Here is an 18,391-nt window from a genome sequence, read left to right as displayed (position 1 = left end):
GCACCTGATTGTTGAGTGAGGAGTCTATGCCATTTGACCGCGCTACACTTGAGGCCGCTATCGAGGCATTGGGCGGCGGCAAACAGCCCGACGACCAGGTCGGAGGTTTGCTGGTCAAACTTCACGTGTTGGAAGCAGCGGGCCGCTACGGCCCGTTGCTCGTCGCTCTTGCGAATGCCAACGATGAGAGCAATTTCCGCTCGCTGGTGTTGGAGACGACCTTCGCCTATCAGTTCGAGGCTTCGGGAATGGCCCTCGATTACGAGGTAAAGCAGGTCCCCGACCAGCCGAGTTCGATTGATTTCAGACTGAGTGCAACGAGCGGAGAATCCGTCTTCTTCGAGGTGCGCTTGCTGCAGCAGGACCGCGCGACCGTGGACGAGATTGCTGCACAACTGAAGGCAAATAAACAGTATGCGGTCGTGAAAGACGGTCGCGCAGAGGCTGACGAGATTATTCGTTTGCAATCAACCATTCTCGCGAAAGTTCAAAAACCTGACGGAACACCCATTAAGTTCTTGCAGGCAGGTCCCGGCGTCGTGAACATCGTTGTAGTTGCAATCTCCGATATCCTCCTGGAGACCGCCGACACATACGACTGCGTACTCGCTATGTATGGCAATAGCGAGGTACCCGAGCCGTGTCGCCGAGGGATGTTTGGTATGTTCCAAGACGTAAAGGACGCGGACCCCCCCGATTTCCGAGCCGTAGCAGCGAGGTTCGCACACTTGAAGGGCATCCTCCACGGTGTGTTGTTCCTATTCCGGCCGCGCGGCGCTGGCGTACTGGACTATCAGTTGGAGAAGTGCATCGTCTGGAACCGTGGCCTTGTGTCGGTGGAGTCAGTGACTGCGCTCGCGGGACAGATAGCTCGGGCGCTGCCGGCTAAGGAATAGAGGCGCGCGATTCAGCACCTAGTTGCGCTCATGCGCCTTCATTACCTAGCCAGTGCGATACGTTTCCTGTTCGAATATCGTGTTTAGTACATTCGGAATTTTCTTGAGAAGCGCTGGCAATTACTCGATAGGTGGATTGGTTTTTCAATAACCCGTGAAGCTGGCGCAGTTCGCAGCAAGTCTTCGCATTTAACACGTCCGTTCGCGGCGGAGCCGCGAACGGACGGACGATTCCAATTGCTGCTAGTGGATAGCGCCGAGATGCTCTTCCCAGCGACCAAAAAAGTCGTCTTGCCGCAGATGCGCGTAAGTCGCCATCACCGTTTCTAGTGTATCGTGGAGGAGCAGTGCGACTGTAGGGTAGTCGTTGGGGTGCTTGCGAAGATAATCAGTCGCGACTAGATGTCTCACCGCATGTGGCCCAAACCCTGGCGTTTCTTCGACGAATTGTCGAGTGAACCTATGCATCTGCTTGGTCAGATTTCCCCACGGTTTTCCATCCCGAGTCGGTAGCAGTAACGTCGTGTCCGGATTCTTTCTGATAAGTCGCGGCCGAAATTCGTCAAGGTACTCCTCGATTCGCTTGGAGAGGCCCTGTGGTAATGGCGCATCATATGGGGACCCACGTGCACCTCGTTCGTTTTTGAAGTCGCTAGCTTCGAACTTCAGACGCCACGCCGTCTCTGCCCGATACAAATTCCCCGTGCCATCGGCCGCATAGGTCATGAGAGTGAAGTTGCTCAGCCTTAGAGGATTGGCCATAAGCATTGACAGTAATAGCGCGTCACGCTTGTATAACGCCTCCTGCAGGCTACCGGGCGCCGAAGCCGCCGCCGCTTTGTCTAAGGCTGTTATCGCTTTGAGAAGCGGCGCTAACGGCTCACTGGAAGCCAGAAGGGCCCGAATCGGGTCTTCGGGCTTTCGCGAGTGGCCGCTCACCTGGCCTATCCATTCATGCGCGAGTTCATAACTTTCGTCGCACATTTCTTCGAATGGGCGGTCGACAAAGCGTGTCGGTAGCCGGGAGGCGAATTCAGGCTGTTGAACGAGGAATCCTGTGCGCTTCGTAGTCAAACTGGAGGTGAAGGCGGCAAACGAGCGATGTCCCTCATGCACAATCCCATCAGCCCGCATCTTCACGAAAGTGAGATAGGAATCGACCGCCTCAGGGACCGCGAACCACGCCAATGTCATTACCTCCGACTTCGGTATTCCCATACCACCTTTGCTTCGGGGTCTACACAAGAATCCGAGGAAAGACCGTATCCTGCTGAACGCGATGTTAGCAGTAGGGCAACCTGACTCTCCGAGATAAGCCGCAGCTTGCAATTTCCGTGCAATCTGTGTTTCGTGGCGCAGTCTCCATCTACCTCTTTTCGTTCGCTTGAGTCTGGGGCGCGTCGCGGTTTTGTATTGAAAAAGGCTGTCCCACTCTTGGCGTAGCTCAGGCGAGATTTCGCTTTCGGGGAGTAAGTATTCATCGCTCGTGAGCGACTTTAGACGAGAGCGGTAAGGAATCGCCGCATGAGTCATTGTCGGTTTGCCAGTCTTGGTTTCTGAAATTAAGCTTCGCAGCGCATCCTTCTTAAGACCCAGAGCTCGCTCAATTCGAGTAACCGAGGGAAGTGCCCGCCGATTGGGCGTTGCCCCCTTCAGCCAACGTGCTACCGCGCTGACCGAAGCTCCAGCTTTTCGGGCTATCGTTTTTGGCGCATCGTCTTGTGCTGCAAAAGCTGCGCGAAGCGTGCGGTGGAAGAGGCTTGCCTCTTCCACTTCCTTTTGCGGTTCACGTTTGCCGCGTGCTACCTCAATGAGGTCCGTTACCGACGCCTGCCACGCGCGAAGGTGACTTCTACGGTCCGCGATAGTATGTGGCGCTTTCTGCAGATGCTCGAGGTAGTCGCGGCTGCGGTCGACAAAGGACAGCATGAGCTCAGCGCCGACTTTCGAATCTGGCGTTTTACCATTGAAGGCCAGATAGGAAATAAGGGTGCTTTGGTGATTTCGAAAAACTTGCTTCCGCGACGAGGAGTCTGTGTCGTCGCCGAGAAGTACATGTTTGTGGTGGCTTATTAATTCTGCGTATGAGATTTCCATTTGGGCATCAGTAGAGCCCCGCGACGCCTGCCAGCCGGTTACGTTATCCGAGTACGTTACGGTGTAACGTACATTTCCTAAATCATTGATAAAACGAGTATTTTTCATTGAGGCCTCCGCCTCTTGCTTACCAAGCAAGAGGTGCAGGTTTCATTATGTAGCCTAGGGCGGCGCGGAGCTGATTCATGTTGTTGTTGGATTTCGTGTAGCGCCGAGTTTTAGACTGACCACTTGCGGAATCGAATCACCGAACGCGGAAATCCACTTCGGGCGTCGTCGGACTTTCGTTATCGCGACGGAGGTGGGTCGAGGGCCTTCGATTTTCGTATGAGCTCAATGTTTAAAGCAGTAGCGACGAACGGCAGAAGGTCGGCCGAATGAGACGGAACCCTTTACAGATGGGCGAACGTTGGAACGCCGGATTCACAGGGCGGTTAGGGCAGTTGATTCTTTGCCACCCGCTACGTGCACGAGCGTTCAACGCCTGCTTGTACGCAGCAACCGAGTGGACTCAGCTCCGTGGATGTGCGACGTTCCCCAATCGCGAAGCGTTGCGGTCTGACGTATAGCGAACGCACCGAAATGTTTTAGCTTTCTGGTCAGAGAGGGACGCGCGTGCGCAGCCGGTAGGGTGGGCGTGGAGCTCGAGAGGCCGTGTCGGCGCCTGCGCCAGGAATTTGCATTCCTCTTTGCGCGGTTTTGGAGACCAGTATTCGGCGATTCGTTACGCGGTCCGACGCACGGGCGAAAGAGAGTTAATAACTATCGTGTAGCATCCGGATGTAAATGGGAGCGGACCGCCAGACGCCCGAAGCGACGGACTTTCTGTCCGTGCGTCGAAGGACTCGTTAAAATGTTACAGGGTTGGCAGATGGGTCGTTTTGCGTGCGCAGCGGAAGGCTCTGGGGGGGGCGGGCTTTCTGAGAGCAGGTAACCCCGTGTTATTTCGCGGATGTCGGGACGAGGCGTTGCCAAACGCTGAGATTTAGTGCTTCGCGGTGGTCCCTCCATATCGACTTTGGGAGACGCCCGGAGCAGCAGATGTGCGCGATGGCGCTTGTGAACGCGGTGGGACGACCGATGGAGAGGGAACGAACTATCCTTCATGGTCCCTCGGACGAATTCGGCCAGAATGAGGATAAAACCCATTCGCTTACTTTAAGAAAAAGTTCTCTCGAGCGCTTAAGTGGTTGTAAATGGGAGCACTCCAGTCCTTAAGGTTTTGGCGTTTTAGCGCGGAAACCGTTTCTCGTGCTCAGCGCCTAAAGTGAATCGATGGGAAATTGTCACAACGACACTTTGCTGCAGATACGGCTCCTTATGATTGCCAGAACAACAAATCGATGGTTTGCGTGCTGATGTGCAGCGGCTGGCCACGAATTACCGGTCATGCGGATAGCCAATGAGTTCATGGCTTGGGATTGTTGCCGCAGCGCGCCGTAGTTCCAACGAACGTACGTTACGACACTTGGCTGACGGAAGCAACGCCGCCGCGCAGGCTCTGGCGGAATAGGGTACTAATGACAAGAGACAAATGACGGTGGCCGACGACTACCGTGGGGAAAGGAGTGCCACCAACTGTTTGGGTGACGGTTTCGTTGTTGAGCTTGAAGAACCGGATTTTCGCGCTAGGGTTATCGCGACACCGGGGCACACACACGGCCACATTGTCTTTCTCCAGCCAGGAGTCGCTGGCCAGCCAGGGTACTCCTTCAGCCAGAACGCCTTCTTATTCCGAGCCGAGAGGTGATTGACAAACAGGGCCGCAGTATCTGCGTTCTTTCCTCTCCAGCGCTTACCTTGTCATCAATAACTTTTGAGATGCGAACGGCCATCGGTTCGTTTCCGCAGTCTCGCGCCATTCTCTCCGTCTGCATCTAACTGGCGGACATCTTCGCGGAAAGGACAACGAGCGTGAGCGTTACGGTTTGTGGAGGTGTCGGACGAGGACGCCGAGCTTGCGTTACGCGCTGCAGGGTTCGTTATCAGGGAGATTGGTTGGGCTCAATGATGGGCTTAGGCCCTGGCAGACGGTCGGATGGTTTGATGCCGAAACCTTTGCATTAAAGCTGAAGCGTTTGAAGTGGTGCGCTGTACTTTCCCGACTCGATGGCGCTCACGAGGCTCCTGCCGCTCCTCATCCGCTCCGCCGATTCCCATTGTTTCGGGCCCGCCTGCATTCGGAGAGTGCGGAATGGCGTTTGTTCGCCGGGGAGTTGTCCTCGAAACTAGCCGTCATTTTCTTTCAATCTCAGCACATCAAAGTATTTGTGATTTGCTGCAGTGTCGCGACGTTGCACCGTAGCGGCATTTGTATCGCCCAATTAGCGACGCGCGGCGGATTCGGCGTCGCTTAGTAATTTCGACGCGGGTACGCTCAACGCGTCAGCGATAGCGAACAACGAATCGAGCGCGATTTTGCTCTCCCCTCTCTCAACGAGAGAGATAAAGTTTCGATGGAGGTTAGCTTTCTCAGCCAACCCTTCCTGAGAAAGGCCCTTCGCGAGCCTCGCCTCCCGGACGGTTTGCCCAAAGGCGGCGATACGGTCCATCTGTCCCCCAGCGATTATCAATGGGGCAGTGTCCCGGCAGTGGGCCCAACAATCCACACAATATATTGTGCAGAGAGACGGAATCCTTTACAATTCACAATATATTGTGCAACCAATGCTGCCGAAGACACTTTCATTGCCGTCGAGCGGCTGGGAATGGCCATTACCCGCGAAGTCTTGCTCGCCTAGTTGTCAAATGGACTATGACGTGCTGTCCGGGTTTGGTGCGTACCGGGTTGCCAGGGAGGTTGCTACAAATGGAAGACGTTGAACCCGCTTGCGAAGACGCTGCGACGATGCCAAAGCAAACGTCAACATACTGTAAGAGTCGTCTAGCACTGGCCCAACTCGAGTGCAGGACTGTCTTTCTGGTCGACCTCGAACTAGCTGAGGCGGGCGACGACCTTCCATCATGGCGCCGAATTGCTACACATTCGCTACTCAATGTCGCGCACTTGGTTAACCAGCCTGAAGTCGTCAACAGCTTCGTAAGCATGCTGCCGTTTCGTGCTCACGAGCCCCAAGCATGCCTCCGAATCACTGAACTGCACGCCACCGAGGATGGCACATGGCACATCCGAACCGAAGACGGCGAGCAGTTTCTCAAGTTTGGATACTTAGAGCCGGTTCCTCTCCATCAGGTCGCCAGACAAAGTCATGGCTCTGAACTTGAGAACTCAACTTCTGCTACCGATGCGCTCCCGGAATGCTCGACAAATGGCATGACAGAGATGTCAGCAGAATGCAAATCGACTTAGACCTTGAGAACAATGAAGCTTGATGAACACGCGTCCTGCGACTGTCAAATTGGTGATTGCGGCGTCCTTTTCAACCTTCGCGAGAGGCCCAGCGATAAGCGAGCCCACACGGATGTTCCCTACGAAACCGCCTCGTGCATTCCGGCACCAATGATTGGGCTTAGCGACACAAGGAAAAAGTAATCATGCCGCTTTACATCTTAGACCCAGGTCATGTCGTGCTCGAAAGATGGTCAATTCGCGAGAGAGAAGATACCGGTGCACGTCATTTTGTCGGATTCGATACCGTTAACAACGACGGACGTGTTAGCAGTCCTATTCGCGTGTTTGACCCAGTCACCCGCACTGGGTCTACTGCTACCGGAAGCACCTATCAGCTCGTCGGACGCGCCGGTCGCGACAAGGATGCCGAGTATGTGTGGGCTCGCGTCGTGAGGGTTTGGGAATTAAAAAGTTGGCAAGACGTCACGCAAGTTTTGGTTCCCGATTGGCGACAGGGACTAGTGGTTGATAAGCCGGTTCGAGACGACTAAGCGACGCTCCGTCGACAGGGTTGACCCCGCGATTTGGCGTTTGGTCGGTCGTGCCGCAAGGAAGAACAGTGCTACAGAAGCATCCGAGGAGAGCGAACTGACCACGGCTGAGGAACGAACTCGCGCACTGTTGCGTGCGCGCGATTTGATGGTTGAGCTGTAGCTAGCCGAGTCGCCGACACAACTGGAGACTCTGCGTGACAAGGCCATAGCCGTGCTTAGGCATTACCCAGACCGGGGCGAGATTGAGCTAATCGCAAGGGACGCCCGATGGCTCGAATGGCCATGCTGATTGCATGGAAAGGGGTAATTGGCCCCGAGCGATGTTTGGTGGAAAGTGGATGGCAATGAGGCGTTGTTTACTAGGAGATAAGGGACTTGCACACGCAAGCGTTACGGCTGTGGCGGATGAGCCTCGTACCGACGTCCTCCAGTCGCATACCGTGAGGCAGATGGTGTTTAGGACATACCCTCTTCATATACTTCGGGTGATGTTCCCAATGCATCAAGGACCTTGACTGATTGCGCGCGATATCGAGCCCCAATAAAGGGGGGTTGCGATGCCGACGCGCGTACATTGGAAAACGGAATGAAAGTGCGTGAACTTCTCCTGATATTGCGCGAGGTCGACCCGGATAGTGTGGTGCTGTTTATGGACCCATACGCGGACGCGAACGAGTCGGACGAGATTCGGCATGTCTTTGCCCCCACGTTGCCGTGGATACTCGAGCGCGGGCACGAGTCGGGCATCGGATACGAATGTCGCTACCAAGAAGCCCGGCGATACGGGAGGAATCCTACGTAGATGTTAGTTTTTCTAATGAATGGTGGTCGTGCTTTCCCCCGCTCCTACGAACTTCCGGTATGGTCTACCCGATGAACGGCAGGGACGGAGTTGGGAGCGTAAATAGCCGAGGCTTGTCCATATGTCGCGAGTGAAGCGGGTCCGACTCAAGATTTTCGTCATCGATGAGCCGCGCGAGTTCAGGCGTTGGATAAGGGAGGGTCGACTGCTGACGGAGGACGAATTTCGGCATCGACGAGCAGTTACACCTGCGAGATTGGCGAGGTTAACGACGAGTGGCAGTGTATTTTCAGTAGTTGTGGATGGGCGCCCGTTCTATCCAACGTTCCTCGTTGACGCCGCTTACAATCGGCGACGCTTGGAATATGTATGTCGCATCCTCTGGCCCGCGCCCCCGAGCGAAAGACTCTTCTTTCTCACCCAACGCTACGGTTCACTCGGTGAGATTACGCCGCTGCAGGCATTAGCTGATGACAAGAATTTCAAACAGTTGCTGATAGTTGCGCGTGGCTGGGCGTCGGAATACTCGAGGACCGTCGTGAAAATCTGTGCGGGAGAATTTAGTCCGGGAACTGAGCTTCCGGTTGTGTGCACTGGAGTAGAGGAGATTGACCCGCGATTGAACCTATGGCGACGCGCGCGCGAAGCGCTGCACGACGGAGGTAATCTGCGGCCGGAAGGTCCGTATGCAAGGCTGTCTACGGCTACGGTGTTTATTACACGAGACACGGTGCCGGGACCGAGGGTGTTCGACGAAGCCAGGCTGGACATAGTAGTTGCCAGAGGCCATGCACATACAAGTGCAGTATTTGCGAACTATCCGCGCTGCGATATGCTGCCAGTGCGAGTGAGTAACAGTGACGACATAGTCACCGTCGTGCGCAAGGTTCTTGACGCGAACTAGCAGGCACCTCGCGGGCCAACGGTTTCAACTCAGATGGAATCGCCCTATGGGCCAGAAATGTCGACACCGCGTCATAGACCAAACGTGTTTGCCTCCGGCACGCAAGATTGTTCCAACTCAGCCACAGCAGCACTGCCGCTCATCCTTGAGCTTGACCGGCGAGACGTACGGCAGGGTAACTATCGCGACATAGAAGCGTTTCGGCGCGAGCTGGACCTAGAACGGTCCGATGAGCATGCGCGAGCCTTTGGGGAAAGGTGATGCGGCAACGACAAGTACTCTTCCTAGACATTGACGGCGTTTTGCACCGAGGCAATTCCTATATCGCGGGAAATCGCATCGTCAGCAGCGCGCCCGCCCGCATCCAGCTGTTCGAATATCTGCCCGTCCTTTGTGACCTGTTGGATTTGTACCCGCAGGTTGAAGTCGTCCTCTCATCCGATTGGGCGTATCGGTTCGGCATAGAGCCCACACGGAACATGTTGCCAGAATCATTGTTGCGTAACAGGGTAACTGAAGCGACGTACCAAGGCTGTGAATTTGATGAAATGCTTTGGCCGACTGTGACACGAGGGGCTCAGGTGCTTGATTACGTCCGACGTCACTCGCTGGACCAGTGGCTGGCCGTCGACGACCGCCGAGACGGTTTTGACGCCTGCCGCGACCGCTTAGTGCACTGCCAGACTGACGTAGGACTAGGCGACGCCGCTGTTGTCGCGTTGTTTCAGTCGCGCCTGCATGAACGATTTGGCAAGCCAACTACCTGAGTTTTGCGTCGGCCCACCCCATGCCCACAAACGACCCGACCGTACCGAATTCACCGGAATCGAAATGGATTGCCCGTTATTTCAAAATTCTCGATATCGTCGTCATATGAAAGATGTCGTCCATATGTGTTCAAAACGTCGACCGCTAGTTCTACAAAGTACTCCGCTTGGTCTGCTTCCGTGAAAAGAGGGAGAAGCAATTCGCGATTGGCTTTACATATCGATGCGGCATTTCTCACCGCACGGCCGCTTCGTTCCATCATGGCCTGGACTTTTTCCGAGGCTAGTTTCCCGTCGCTCGCCTGAACCTTGGAAGAACCTCTCGAATTCAGTTGAAAGCCGGCTGTGTTCAAAACGTCGACCAGAACTTCTGTGAATCTTTGCGGGCCTTCATCGGCATCTATGAACGCCGGTGATTTTTGCTTAAGGATGGCGACAAGCGCCCCTCGGTTGGAATCGCATATCGCCGCAGCCTGCTTCAAAACGAAGCCGTTCATAAGCCGCTGCTGTTCGATTTCTGCCGTGATTGGTTTTTGTTCGCTCATTTTTGCCCGCTCAATCGTAAGACCTGCGCCGTAAAAGCAGCGCGAATGTAGCATACCTACTGGCTGAACGGGAATGGATGCCATTGCAGTGTGTTCCATTGAAAGCGCACGGCATGGACGACGTGAGGCGCCGGCAAGGCGCTATCGAGCCGTTACTTGCAGCGACGCTATGCCGCGCATGTCCCGCACGCCGGATTCATTCACTTTCAGCCGTTCTTAACGTCGGAGCTGTAGAGCTCAGCCCCCTGAGAAATGGCAGCAAGCCCAGCCAACGCATCGCGAGCTCTAGCCTCTTGCTCGATGCGGTACGTTTCAATCGCTGCGGCCGCGATTCGCCGTTGCCCGTCTTCCCCTGTTTCCACTACACCCAACTTTCCGGAGTCAGCCAACATGACTGCGAACGGGCGAGAGACATTGAGAATATCTGCAATTTCCTGGATGGATAACATCCGGCAGGCCAAAATGGTGGGGTCAAAATCTCTTGTCATGGGGCCTCTGCGAATTCTGGAATCAAGCACCTATTGTGACGCAAAACGAACAATCCAAAGTGTGAGGAGAATTCAGTATCCCGTCGCAGCAGCACGCTTCAAATAGGTGGCAGTTGCTCGCGTTGAGTGCTTCCGGCGACACGACCACGCCCCGCACGGACCCGTTCAACATCGAATCGCGTTTTCTCGAGCAGCTTGTGCGACGTCGGGGTCCGGAACAGACTCTACGGCGGCAATCATACTGATGTATTCGCCGGGCAGTTTTGCGGCGACCGCGCCATCCAGGACGTGCTGCTTGTACCAGTCGTAAGGATGTAGTCCGTCTTTCTTGTTTGTTGCGATGTATGTCAGCGTGGTCACTGGCCCGGTCGTTGCGATGACCTCAATATTTATTGCATCATATCCATGGCCTTTTCCCTCGACGCGGTCGAGCGCGGCGCTATCACTGGTATGAATGGCAAAAACGACGCCGTACACGCGGTCGTTCAGGTCTCCGGTGTATTCACAATCGCATTTGGCAGACCCGTCTTTGCTTACTTTGTCGAATGTCAGTCGCCGACCTGTCGCGTATGCCGAACAGATAACCGTTGCGGATGGAGCTCTTCCGGGCGCGGTAAGCCGCCCGACACACATGTTCGACCCGTATGCGAAATACAGGAAATGGTCCGGTTTTGTGGTCAGAGGCATTTTTAATCGTCGAAATCAGTGTGGGTCATAGCGATTTGACCATACAGACAGCAGTTGCCGGACAAAGGTTTGCGAACTGTGAGCTCGTCTGAAGCTCAAGAGGGGCTAGACTGCGGTCCACTATCTCATATCCTTTTCGCTGGAAGAACTCGGCTGCCGTTGTTGTCAGCAGCCAGAGTTGCGTGATTCCGTTCGCGAATGCCATGCGTTCAACGTGAGCAACAAGCATGGCTCCGATACCAGCGTTTCGAGCTGGCTGCGCAACTGCCAATGACCGTAGCAATGAATTCTGCCCATACCGTTCCAAGCCGATGCTGCCGACTAATATTCCAGCGGTATTCTCGATAACCCAAAAATCGTTCAGCAGAGCTGCGCTAACATCGGTTGACGGTAGGCCATTCGCCACTAGCAGGTCTTTGATGACAACGAAGTCATTGCTTTGTGCAGCACGTATTCTCATGACTGACTCGAGAGCGGTGGACCAAGTCCGTCAGGCCACTTGTGTCGCCGCGTGGCGACCGGCGCGGACAGCGACAAAGAAGGCTATTGCGGACAGTATCGAGACCAGAAACACCGTCCATTCAACAGCGACGTAGCCGTGCGTAAAGCTCCAGATGCTCGCGGCGGCTATAGGCGCTATCCCCTTGGCGACATTCGAGGGAAACGAAAGCATTCCGCTTACCGCGCCATACCCCTCGGTCCACATGAGGTCCTGGACGATGGTACCTCGCAGGATTGTCATCATCCCGTTCGCGGCGCCATAACAGAGCGCGAACAACCAGAGCAGCGCAGCGGAGTGGCCTGCACATATGAGGACGATGGTCGACAGCGGGAACAGCGTCACGACAACGATGCCCACGGTGCTGAAGTGTAGCGTGCGGCCGAATGTGAACCACACCGCACGCGCGGCCACCTGGGCTGGACCGATAAGCGCCATGGTCGTGACGAGCACTGCATTCGACACGCCACGCTCGAACATCAGCGGCACCAGATGGAAAGTGAGCGCCGCGAACGTCGCATAGTAGGCAGTAAAGCAGACGGCAAGCGCCCAGAACGTCGGTGTACGCAGCGCGCGACGCGTGGCCGCATCGTTCGCAAGTTTCACAGCGCCATTATTCGGTCGGGAGCCCACGTCCACGCGCGAAGAGCGAATTGCCAGTATGTGAATTGGCAGGCAGATAATCAGGTTCAATGCCGCGAGAACCACCAGCGACGTGCGCCACCCGACCGAGCCCACCAGCAGCTGGGTCAACGGTATGAAGACCGTGCTGGCGAATCCAGCGACCAACGTGATGAGCGTGATTTTGGTTCGGAAGCTTCGTGGATAACGATGCGTGACGACGGCAAAGACGGGGTCGTAGAACGTGGCCGCCATGGAAATTCCCAGACCTATCCACGCGATGAAAAGCACTGTCAGCGACCCGGCGTCGGCCCAGAGCAGCAGCATGGATGCGGCGATGACTGAGCCGATAACCATCACGCGGCGTCCGAATCCATGGTCAATCCAGCGCCCAATGGGATAGGCCGCGAATCCGGAGACTAGCAGCCCCAACGAGAGCGCGGCATTTGTCGCCGTCCTGTTCCAACCCATGGTCTGTTCCATAGGTACGACCAGCAGTGAAAAAGAATAGTAGACGGAGCCCCATGAGACGAGTTGCGCCAGCGCCAAGGCCCACGTCACGAGCCTGTCGTGACTGTCCGCTGGTGTGCTCTTCTCGCTGGCGTTCTCGTCGCGACTCGACATCGTGCTCAATTTTTCAGCCTCTCATCTGGCTCAGTTTGTTGGCGGTGCTGTCACCGGTGCGAAAAGCGTTGCAACAAAAGAACGTTGTCGAAGCAAGTCTGTGCGCGATGACAGCGGCGACCCGCTCGTGAAGCGGGTCGATACCGCGTGTGCCTGTGGTTTGAGGTGCGACCTGTACGGACCCGAGAAAGCCAATTCCCTCCCGATTGCAATATCGCTGAACGCTTCCCGCAACTAGCCGCTCCCGCAGGCTTGCGAGTGGCTCGATGACGCCACTTGTCTCAGGATATGTGGTCAATGCGACAAATAACTTCGAGCCCTCGTCGGCGAGCCGATTGCGGACTCGCAGCAAAAGCGTTTTCCAGTTACGCGCCGGCCAGACGCGGCTCATGGCTTTCGTATCCATGAACAGGACAGCAGCCGACGAGCCATCTGCCGCCAAGAATTGCGCAAGCTCTAGTTTCTCGTCAACCGCATCTGTCAGCGCAATCGCCGAGGTCGCATACCCGGTCTCCATCTGAAACGCCCGCGCTACGTCTGCTGGGAGGGACGCACAGCCTGACTTCGTCGGAGCGCGCCCTCCGGCAGATTGCGTCGCTGACCCAGAAGTTCGCCCGTGTGCCATCAGCATGAGGAGTCCACGCGCAGAGCGGCATTGCCACCCTCCCGACACTGGCAACAGTGATTCAGTCGAAACTCGGTCTTCACTGTCCATAGCAGCCTCCAAACTTTCACATTTCCAGAATACCGGAAATGTCGTAGAATGCAAGTAACGAAGTAATGACAGTCGTGGTCCGCACGTGCTGCAAAGCGCCTTGAATCGACCAAACACCTCCATACAATTGGAAATGTCAAATAGCAGAGTAATGAGATGACAGTTCATGCAATCAATCGCGACCAGGGCCTCCCGGCCGCCAATACAGAATTTTTCGACACCGATATCGCGGCACGCCTCGGAATGGCGGGGCAGCCGCCGGTAAGGATTCTGCTGCTCTACGGTTCGCTGCGTGAGCGGTCGTATTCGCGGCTGCTCGTCGAGGAAGCCGCTCGCCTGTTGCAGACGTTCGGTGCGGAAACGCGGATTTTCGACCCGCGCGGTCTGCCGCACGCAGACGACGTCGACGTGAAGAATCATCCGAAGGTGAAGGAGCTGCTCGAGCTGTCGCTGTGGTCCGAGGGGCACGTCTGGTGCAGCCCGGAGCGGCACGGCACCATCACCGGTCTGATAAAGACGCAGATTGACCACTTGCCACTTGTCAGCGGCGGCATCCGCCCAACGCAGGGTCGAACGCTCGCTGTCATGCAGGTCAGCGGTGGTTCACAGTCGTTCAACTCGGTGAACCAGCTTCGTCAGCTCGGAAGGTGGATGCGGATGTTCACCATCCCCAACCAGTCGTCAGTAGCCAAGGCCTTTGAAGAATTCAAAGACGACGGCCGGATGAAACCGTCGTCCTACTACGACCGGCTGGTCGACGTCATGGAAGAACTCGTCAAATTCACGCTGCTGCTTCGAGGTCGTGCAGACTATCTCGTCGACCGCTACAGCGAGCGCGTGAAGGAAGAAAGGCCGCTCGACCTGGCGACTGACCTGGCCTCGCAGGCAATCGCTGACCATTCCCGGAAGGAAGCGCAGACGAATAACCAATAAAGGACAGTGATGGCAACCCTGGATTCGAAGTTAGCGGTCAAGGCGCTCGCAGCGCTCGCGCACGAGACGCGTCTCGCGGTGTTTCGCCTTCTGGTGACGGCCGGGCGTTCGGGTATGAGCCCTGGCGCCATCGCTGAAAAGCTGGGGCTCCCGGCGCCCACGCTGTCATTTCACCTGAAGGAGCTCGCCCACGCGGAACTCATTGAAGGCAAAAGTCAGGGGCGGTTCATCATCTACTGCGCCAGCTACGACCACATGCAGACGCTCATGGATTTCCTGATGGAAAACTGCTGCGCAGCGGAGCAAGCAGAACAATGCGGCTGCGCAACCAACGAAACGGAGGCATAAATGAAGCGATTTCATGTACACGTTATTGTCCCGACACTCGATGAAAGCGTGCGTTTTTATAGCAGCATGTTCGGCGCGCAGCCCACTGTACTCAAAGACGATTACGCGAAGTGGATGCTTGAAGACCCGCGCGTGAACTTCGCCATTTCGGCGCGTGGAGGTGAAGCAGGTGTCAATCACCTGGGCTTTCAGGTCGATACCGACGCGGAGCTAGCGGCTCTTCGCGAGCAGGTCGTCGCCGGCAGCGTCACGGTACAGGACCAACCCGGCGCGCAGTGCTGCTACGCAAGTTCGAACAAATACTGGACGCAGGACCCGGCCGGTGTGCCTTGGGAGACGTATCACACGCTCGGCGGCATCCCGATGTTCGGAGCGGACAGCCGGGAGTCGGCCGCTCCTGAATCGGGCGGGGCCTGCTGTGCCCCGGTTACCTCGATTCCAGCTGTAATTGAGAAAAAAGTCGGCTGCTGCTGATTTGCTCCGACAAAGGCAAAACGGCCGCCCAAGGTTACCAGGCGGCCGTTGCAGTTGGATACTGATGCGGATGATGGAAATGTGTTCCTTCGCGACCTACCGCGTTAAGCGCCTGTTCATGCGGTCACGGGCTTGCACTTCACTTTCTTGGCGGGCTTGCAAGCAGCGGAGTCCACTCCCTGGCAGCAGTTCTCGGTCAGAAAGCCGACCAGGTCGTTCATATGCTCGATTTCGGGCCCGTAGTACACGAAGCGCCCTTCTTGGCGAGACGTTACCAGGCCAGCATGCGTCAGCTCCTTGAGATGGAAGGAGAGCGTCGCGCTAGCGAGGTCCAGGTGCTCCTGGATGACACCGACGTTAAGACCGTCCGGCCCGGCTGTGACGAGCAGGCGAAAAATAGCCAGGCGCGTCGGCTGTGCCAGCGCGGCTAAAGCTTTAATGGCGTCTTTTTCCTTCATAAGGCTCTGTCTTCAAGGTTATGTGCTGATTCTAACGCGACGCCGCCGGCGCCGGGCGGAACTGGAGCCCACGAATGTTACGGCTGCTTGCGACGAACGCACATTGCGCCCGCGCTTGCTACGTCACAACAGTTCCATTATATTGGAGATATCGAGTTATACATTCCACCGCGACCAGATGTCGTCAGGAGAAGTCCGTGACAGAACACCGAAAGTACAACGTCTTATTCCTCTGTACCCACAATTCCGCGCGTTCCATTCTGGCGGAAGCGGCACTGAATGAACTCGCGAGCGACCGCTTCGTGGGTTATAGCGCCGGTAGCCATCCCGGGACGGCTCCGAATCCTTTTGCGCTTGACCTGCTGCGTTCGCAGGGGATTTCGACCGAAGGGCTGCGCAGCAAGAGCTGGGACGAATTCGCTGAAGATGGCGCACCGCAAATCGATTTCATTTTTACTGTCTGCGACAACGCAGCCGGCGATGTATGCCCGATTTGGCCCGGTCACCCTGCGAAAGCCCACTGGGGCGTACCTGACCCCTCGACGGTCGAAGGCTCTGACGACGCCAAGCGCAAGGCATTCCTGCAGGCCTACGTGCAGATGAAGAAGCGCATCGACCTCTTCGCGAATCTGCCGTTCGAAAAGCTGGACCGCGTTGCGGTCCAGCAGGAAATGCAGAACATCGGCACGTCGCTGCGTGAGAAGGGAGAGTAACGATGGCAGGCAGTCAAACAGTCGCGAAGGCAGCTCGGCGGCCGCCTGGCGGCATCGGTTTTTTCGAGCGCTATCTGTCCGTGTGGGTCGCGCTATGCATAGTGGTCGGCATCGTTCTCGGCAAGCTGTTGCCCGGCGCTGTCCACACCGTCTCCACGCTGGAGTTCGCCCACGTCAACATCCCCGTCGGGATTCTGATTTGGGTCATGATTATTCCGATGTTGTTGCGCATTGACTTCGCTTCGCTTGGCAAGGTGCGCACACAGCTGAAAGGCATTGGCGTGACGCTGGTCATCAACTGGGCGGTCAAGCCGTTCACGATGGCGTTTCTGGCATGGGTCTTTGTGCGGCACGTATTCGCGTCGCTGCTGCCCGCTGACCAGCTCGACAGCTACGTGGCCGGTCTAATTCTTCTGGCTGCGGCGCCTTGCACAGCGATGGTCTTCGTCTGGAGTCAACTGACGAAAGGTGACCCGTACTTCACACTGTCCCAGGTCGCGTTGAACGACCTGATTATGGTGTTCGCGTTTGCCCCGGTCGTGGGTCTGCTGCTCGGCATCTCGAACATTGCGGTGCCTTGGGATACATTGCTGACCTCGGTGGTGCTCTACATCGTCATCCCCGTCGTCATTGCGCAGGTTATTCGCAAGACTCTCCTGCGTCAGGGCGAGCAGGTGTTTCAGAAAGCGCTCTCGAAGATTGGCCCGTTCTCCATCGCTGCGCTGCTACTGACAATCGTGCTGCTCTTCGCTTTCCAGGGTGAGCAAATAATCGCGCAGCCCCTGGTCATTCTGCTGTTGGCCGTGCCCATCCTGATTCAGGTGATTATCAATTCGTCGCTCGCCTATCTGGCGAATCGTCAACTGGGCGTATCGCACGACGTTGCTGCACCGTCCTGCCTGATTGGCGCCTCCAACTTCTTTGAACTTGCTGTTGCAACGGCCATCAGCCTGTTCGGTCTGAAGTCCGGTGCGGCACTGGCAACAGTGGTCGGCGTGCTCATCGAAGTGCCAGTCATGCTGGTCGTAGTCAAGGTCGTTAACTCGTCCCGTAACTGGTATCAGCGGTCGTCGTGATTGAATCAGCCGCCTTCCGCTGCGAAGGCGGCGGTGCCGCGTGAATACGGAAAGACGCCCTTCTTTCGTCGGAGCGATTTGCTTGCCTTTACAGCGTGGGCAAACGCTCGAAGTTGTCAAAGCAGGCAAACGGCGGCGGCACCTCGGTTATCTCAAGCGCGTCGACAAGCGCTGCGGACATGCCCTCGCTCAGCCAGGCGCAAATGTCTGCCAGTTGCTCGGGCGAGCCCTGCAACATCGCCTCTACCGAACCATCCATGCGGTTGCAGACCCAGCCTGTGACGCTTAGCTCTCGAGCGCGGCGTACACAGGCTTCCCGATAGCCCACGCCCTGCACCTGGCCACGCACTTGCACCAGTCGGGTCTCGAGCGGCTCGTCCTTATCGTGAGATTCCATGGGTGTACTCCGGTTGCAGGTCCATGCGCCTGCGAGGGTGGTTCAATGAAGCGGTTCGGGCGTAATCGACTACTTGGGCACATCCTCCTGCAAGGATTTCAGTCGGATAGCAAGTCAGACGGGTACGCGAACCCTACAAAGGTCGTAGAACGTCCTCGAGGTCATCAAGCGACAGCGGCTCGATGAGATGGGCATCAAATATCCGTTCGTCAGTCTCGGGTTTGCTGGCGACATCGACGGAGCCTGTTAGGGCCACCAGCTTCGTCAACGAGCATTGCGCACGGAGACGAAACAACTGTGCCAACTCAGACCCGTCCATACCCGGCATCGAGATATCAATGAGGGCAACATCGGGTGCAAATGACTTGACTATCGAGAGCGCGTCAGTTCCACTCGTCGCCCGCTTTACGTCATGTCTTTGCCGCCGCTCGCCCCTAGGAAGTCCGGCGCCTCGGACGCGAATTGCTGCGAGACTACGCGGAAGATTCAAACCGAATCGCC

Annotated in this window: 19 protein-coding genes; 8 read left to right on the top strand and 11 right to left on the bottom strand. The window is 56.4% G+C overall.

Annotation, left to right across the window (positions count from 1 at the left end):
• The first annotated feature begins 26 nt into the window (after positions 1 to 26).
• Positions 27 to 896 carry a hypothetical protein gene (locus P0D96_RS24660; protein ID WP_408315862.1) on the top strand — a complete coding sequence of 290 codons (870 nt, stop codon included), beginning with the start codon at positions 27 to 29 and terminating at the stop codon, positions 894 to 896.
• Positions 897 to 1,139: 243 nt separating this feature from the next.
• Here the strand turns inward: P0D96_RS24660 and P0D96_RS24655 are convergent, their stop codons facing one another.
• Positions 1,140 to 3,101: a site-specific integrase gene (locus tag P0D96_RS24655; RefSeq protein ID WP_408315859.1), complete on the bottom strand. Its 1,962-nt coding sequence runs from the start codon at positions 3,099 to 3,101 to the stop codon at positions 1,140 to 1,142.
• Between the two features lie 2,216 nt (positions 3,102 to 5,317).
• Entirely contained in the window at positions 5,318 to 5,545 is a 228-nt protein-coding gene (locus tag P0D96_RS24650) for a helix-turn-helix domain-containing protein (protein WP_408315857.1), read from the bottom strand.
• Positions 5,546 to 6,488: 943 nt separating this feature from the next.
• On the opposite strand from P0D96_RS24650, the gene P0D96_RS24645 reads away from it, so the two are divergent.
• Both P0D96_RS24645 and P0D96_RS24640 read left to right on the top strand, forming a co-directional pair.
• Positions 6,489 to 6,836, top strand: coding sequence for a hypothetical protein (locus P0D96_RS24645; RefSeq protein ID WP_408315854.1), 348 nt, complete (start codon positions 6,489 to 6,491; stop codon positions 6,834 to 6,836).
• Between the two features lie 1,969 nt (positions 6,837 to 8,805).
• Entirely contained in the window at positions 8,806 to 9,312 is a 507-nt protein-coding gene (locus P0D96_RS24640; protein ID WP_408315851.1) for an HAD domain-containing protein, read from the top strand.
• 50 nt (positions 9,313 to 9,362) lie between these two features.
• Here P0D96_RS24640 and P0D96_RS24635 read toward each other — a convergent pair whose 3' ends face one another.
• The 6 genes from P0D96_RS24635 to P0D96_RS24610 form a co-directional block, all read right to left on the bottom strand.
• Positions 9,363 to 9,941, bottom strand: coding sequence for a hypothetical protein (locus P0D96_RS24635; protein WP_408315849.1), 579 nt, complete (start codon positions 9,939 to 9,941; stop codon positions 9,363 to 9,365).
• Between the two features lie 122 nt (positions 9,942 to 10,063).
• Positions 10,064 to 10,345, bottom strand: coding sequence for an excisionase family DNA-binding protein (locus P0D96_RS24630; RefSeq protein ID WP_408315846.1), 282 nt, complete (start codon positions 10,343 to 10,345; stop codon positions 10,064 to 10,066).
• A gap of 165 nt (positions 10,346 to 10,510) precedes the next feature.
• A complete protein-coding gene (locus P0D96_RS24625) occupies positions 10,511 to 11,032 on the bottom strand; it encodes a gamma-glutamylcyclotransferase family protein (RefSeq protein ID WP_408315843.1) in 522 nt (173 codons plus the stop codon).
• Between the two features lie 25 nt (positions 11,033 to 11,057).
• A complete protein-coding gene (arsN2, locus tag P0D96_RS24620; RefSeq protein WP_408315840.1) occupies positions 11,058 to 11,492 on the bottom strand; it encodes an arsenic resistance N-acetyltransferase ArsN2 in 435 nt (144 codons plus the stop codon).
• A 30-nt stretch (positions 11,493 to 11,522) separates the two neighbouring features.
• Positions 11,523 to 12,776 carry an MFS transporter gene (locus tag P0D96_RS24615; RefSeq protein WP_408315837.1) on the bottom strand — a complete coding sequence of 418 codons (1,254 nt, stop codon included), beginning with the start codon at positions 12,774 to 12,776 and terminating at the stop codon, positions 11,523 to 11,525.
• 13 nt (positions 12,777 to 12,789) lie between these two features.
• Positions 12,790 to 13,293, bottom strand: a complete 504-nt coding sequence (locus P0D96_RS24610; protein ID WP_408315834.1) for a hypothetical protein — start codon at positions 13,291 to 13,293, stop codon at positions 12,790 to 12,792.
• 354 nt (positions 13,294 to 13,647) lie between these two features.
• Between P0D96_RS24610 and arsH the strand changes: the two genes are divergently transcribed.
• Genes arsH through P0D96_RS24595 form a run of 3 tightly spaced genes read left to right on the top strand, consistent with a single transcriptional unit; the run spans position 13,648 to position 15,246 of the window.
• Complete coding sequence (gene arsH, locus P0D96_RS24605) at positions 13,648 to 14,424, top strand: arsenical resistance protein ArsH (RefSeq protein ID WP_408315831.1); 777 nt, start codon at positions 13,648 to 13,650, stop codon at positions 14,422 to 14,424.
• Positions 14,425 to 14,433: 9 nt separating this feature from the next.
• Positions 14,434 to 14,772: an ArsR/SmtB family transcription factor gene (locus P0D96_RS24600; RefSeq protein ID WP_087645399.1), complete on the top strand. Its 339-nt coding sequence runs from the start codon at positions 14,434 to 14,436 to the stop codon at positions 14,770 to 14,772.
• Positions 14,773 to 15,246 carry an ArsI/CadI family heavy metal resistance metalloenzyme gene (locus P0D96_RS24595; RefSeq protein ID WP_408315828.1) on the top strand — a complete coding sequence of 158 codons (474 nt, stop codon included), beginning with the start codon at positions 14,773 to 14,775 and terminating at the stop codon, positions 15,244 to 15,246.
• A gap of 116 nt (positions 15,247 to 15,362) precedes the next feature.
• Here P0D96_RS24595 and P0D96_RS24590 read toward each other — a convergent pair whose 3' ends face one another.
• A complete protein-coding gene (locus tag P0D96_RS24590; protein WP_408315825.1) occupies positions 15,363 to 15,704 on the bottom strand; it encodes an ArsR/SmtB family transcription factor in 342 nt (113 codons plus the stop codon).
• A 197-nt stretch (positions 15,705 to 15,901) separates the two neighbouring features.
• Between P0D96_RS24590 and P0D96_RS24585 the strand changes: the two genes are divergently transcribed.
• A complete protein-coding gene (locus P0D96_RS24585) occupies positions 15,902 to 16,417 on the top strand; it encodes an arsenate reductase ArsC (RefSeq protein ID WP_408315924.1) in 516 nt (171 codons plus the stop codon).
• A 2-nt stretch (positions 16,418 to 16,419) separates the two neighbouring features.
• Positions 16,420 to 17,493, top strand: a complete 1,074-nt coding sequence (gene arsB, locus P0D96_RS24580) for an ACR3 family arsenite efflux transporter (protein WP_408315822.1) — start codon at positions 16,420 to 16,422, stop codon at positions 17,491 to 17,493.
• A gap of 88 nt (positions 17,494 to 17,581) precedes the next feature.
• Here arsB and P0D96_RS24575 read toward each other — a convergent pair whose 3' ends face one another.
• The gene (locus tag P0D96_RS24575; RefSeq protein WP_408315819.1) at positions 17,582 to 17,890 is read right to left on the bottom strand and encodes an acylphosphatase; all 309 of its coding nucleotides are present in this window, start codon (positions 17,888 to 17,890) and stop codon (positions 17,582 to 17,584) included.
• Positions 17,891 to 18,023: 133 nt separating this feature from the next.
• Entirely contained in the window at positions 18,024 to 18,380 is a 357-nt protein-coding gene (locus P0D96_RS24570; RefSeq protein WP_408315816.1) for a response regulator, read from the bottom strand.
• Positions 18,381 to 18,391 lie beyond the last annotated feature (11 nt).

Source organism: Paraburkholderia sp. RL17-347-BIC-D, from assembly GCF_046027915.1.
Lineage (GTDB): Bacteria > Pseudomonadota > Gammaproteobacteria > Burkholderiales > Burkholderiaceae > Paraburkholderia.
Note: the sequence above shows the minus strand (reverse complement) of the source record. Positions and strands in the feature narration are given on the sequence as shown.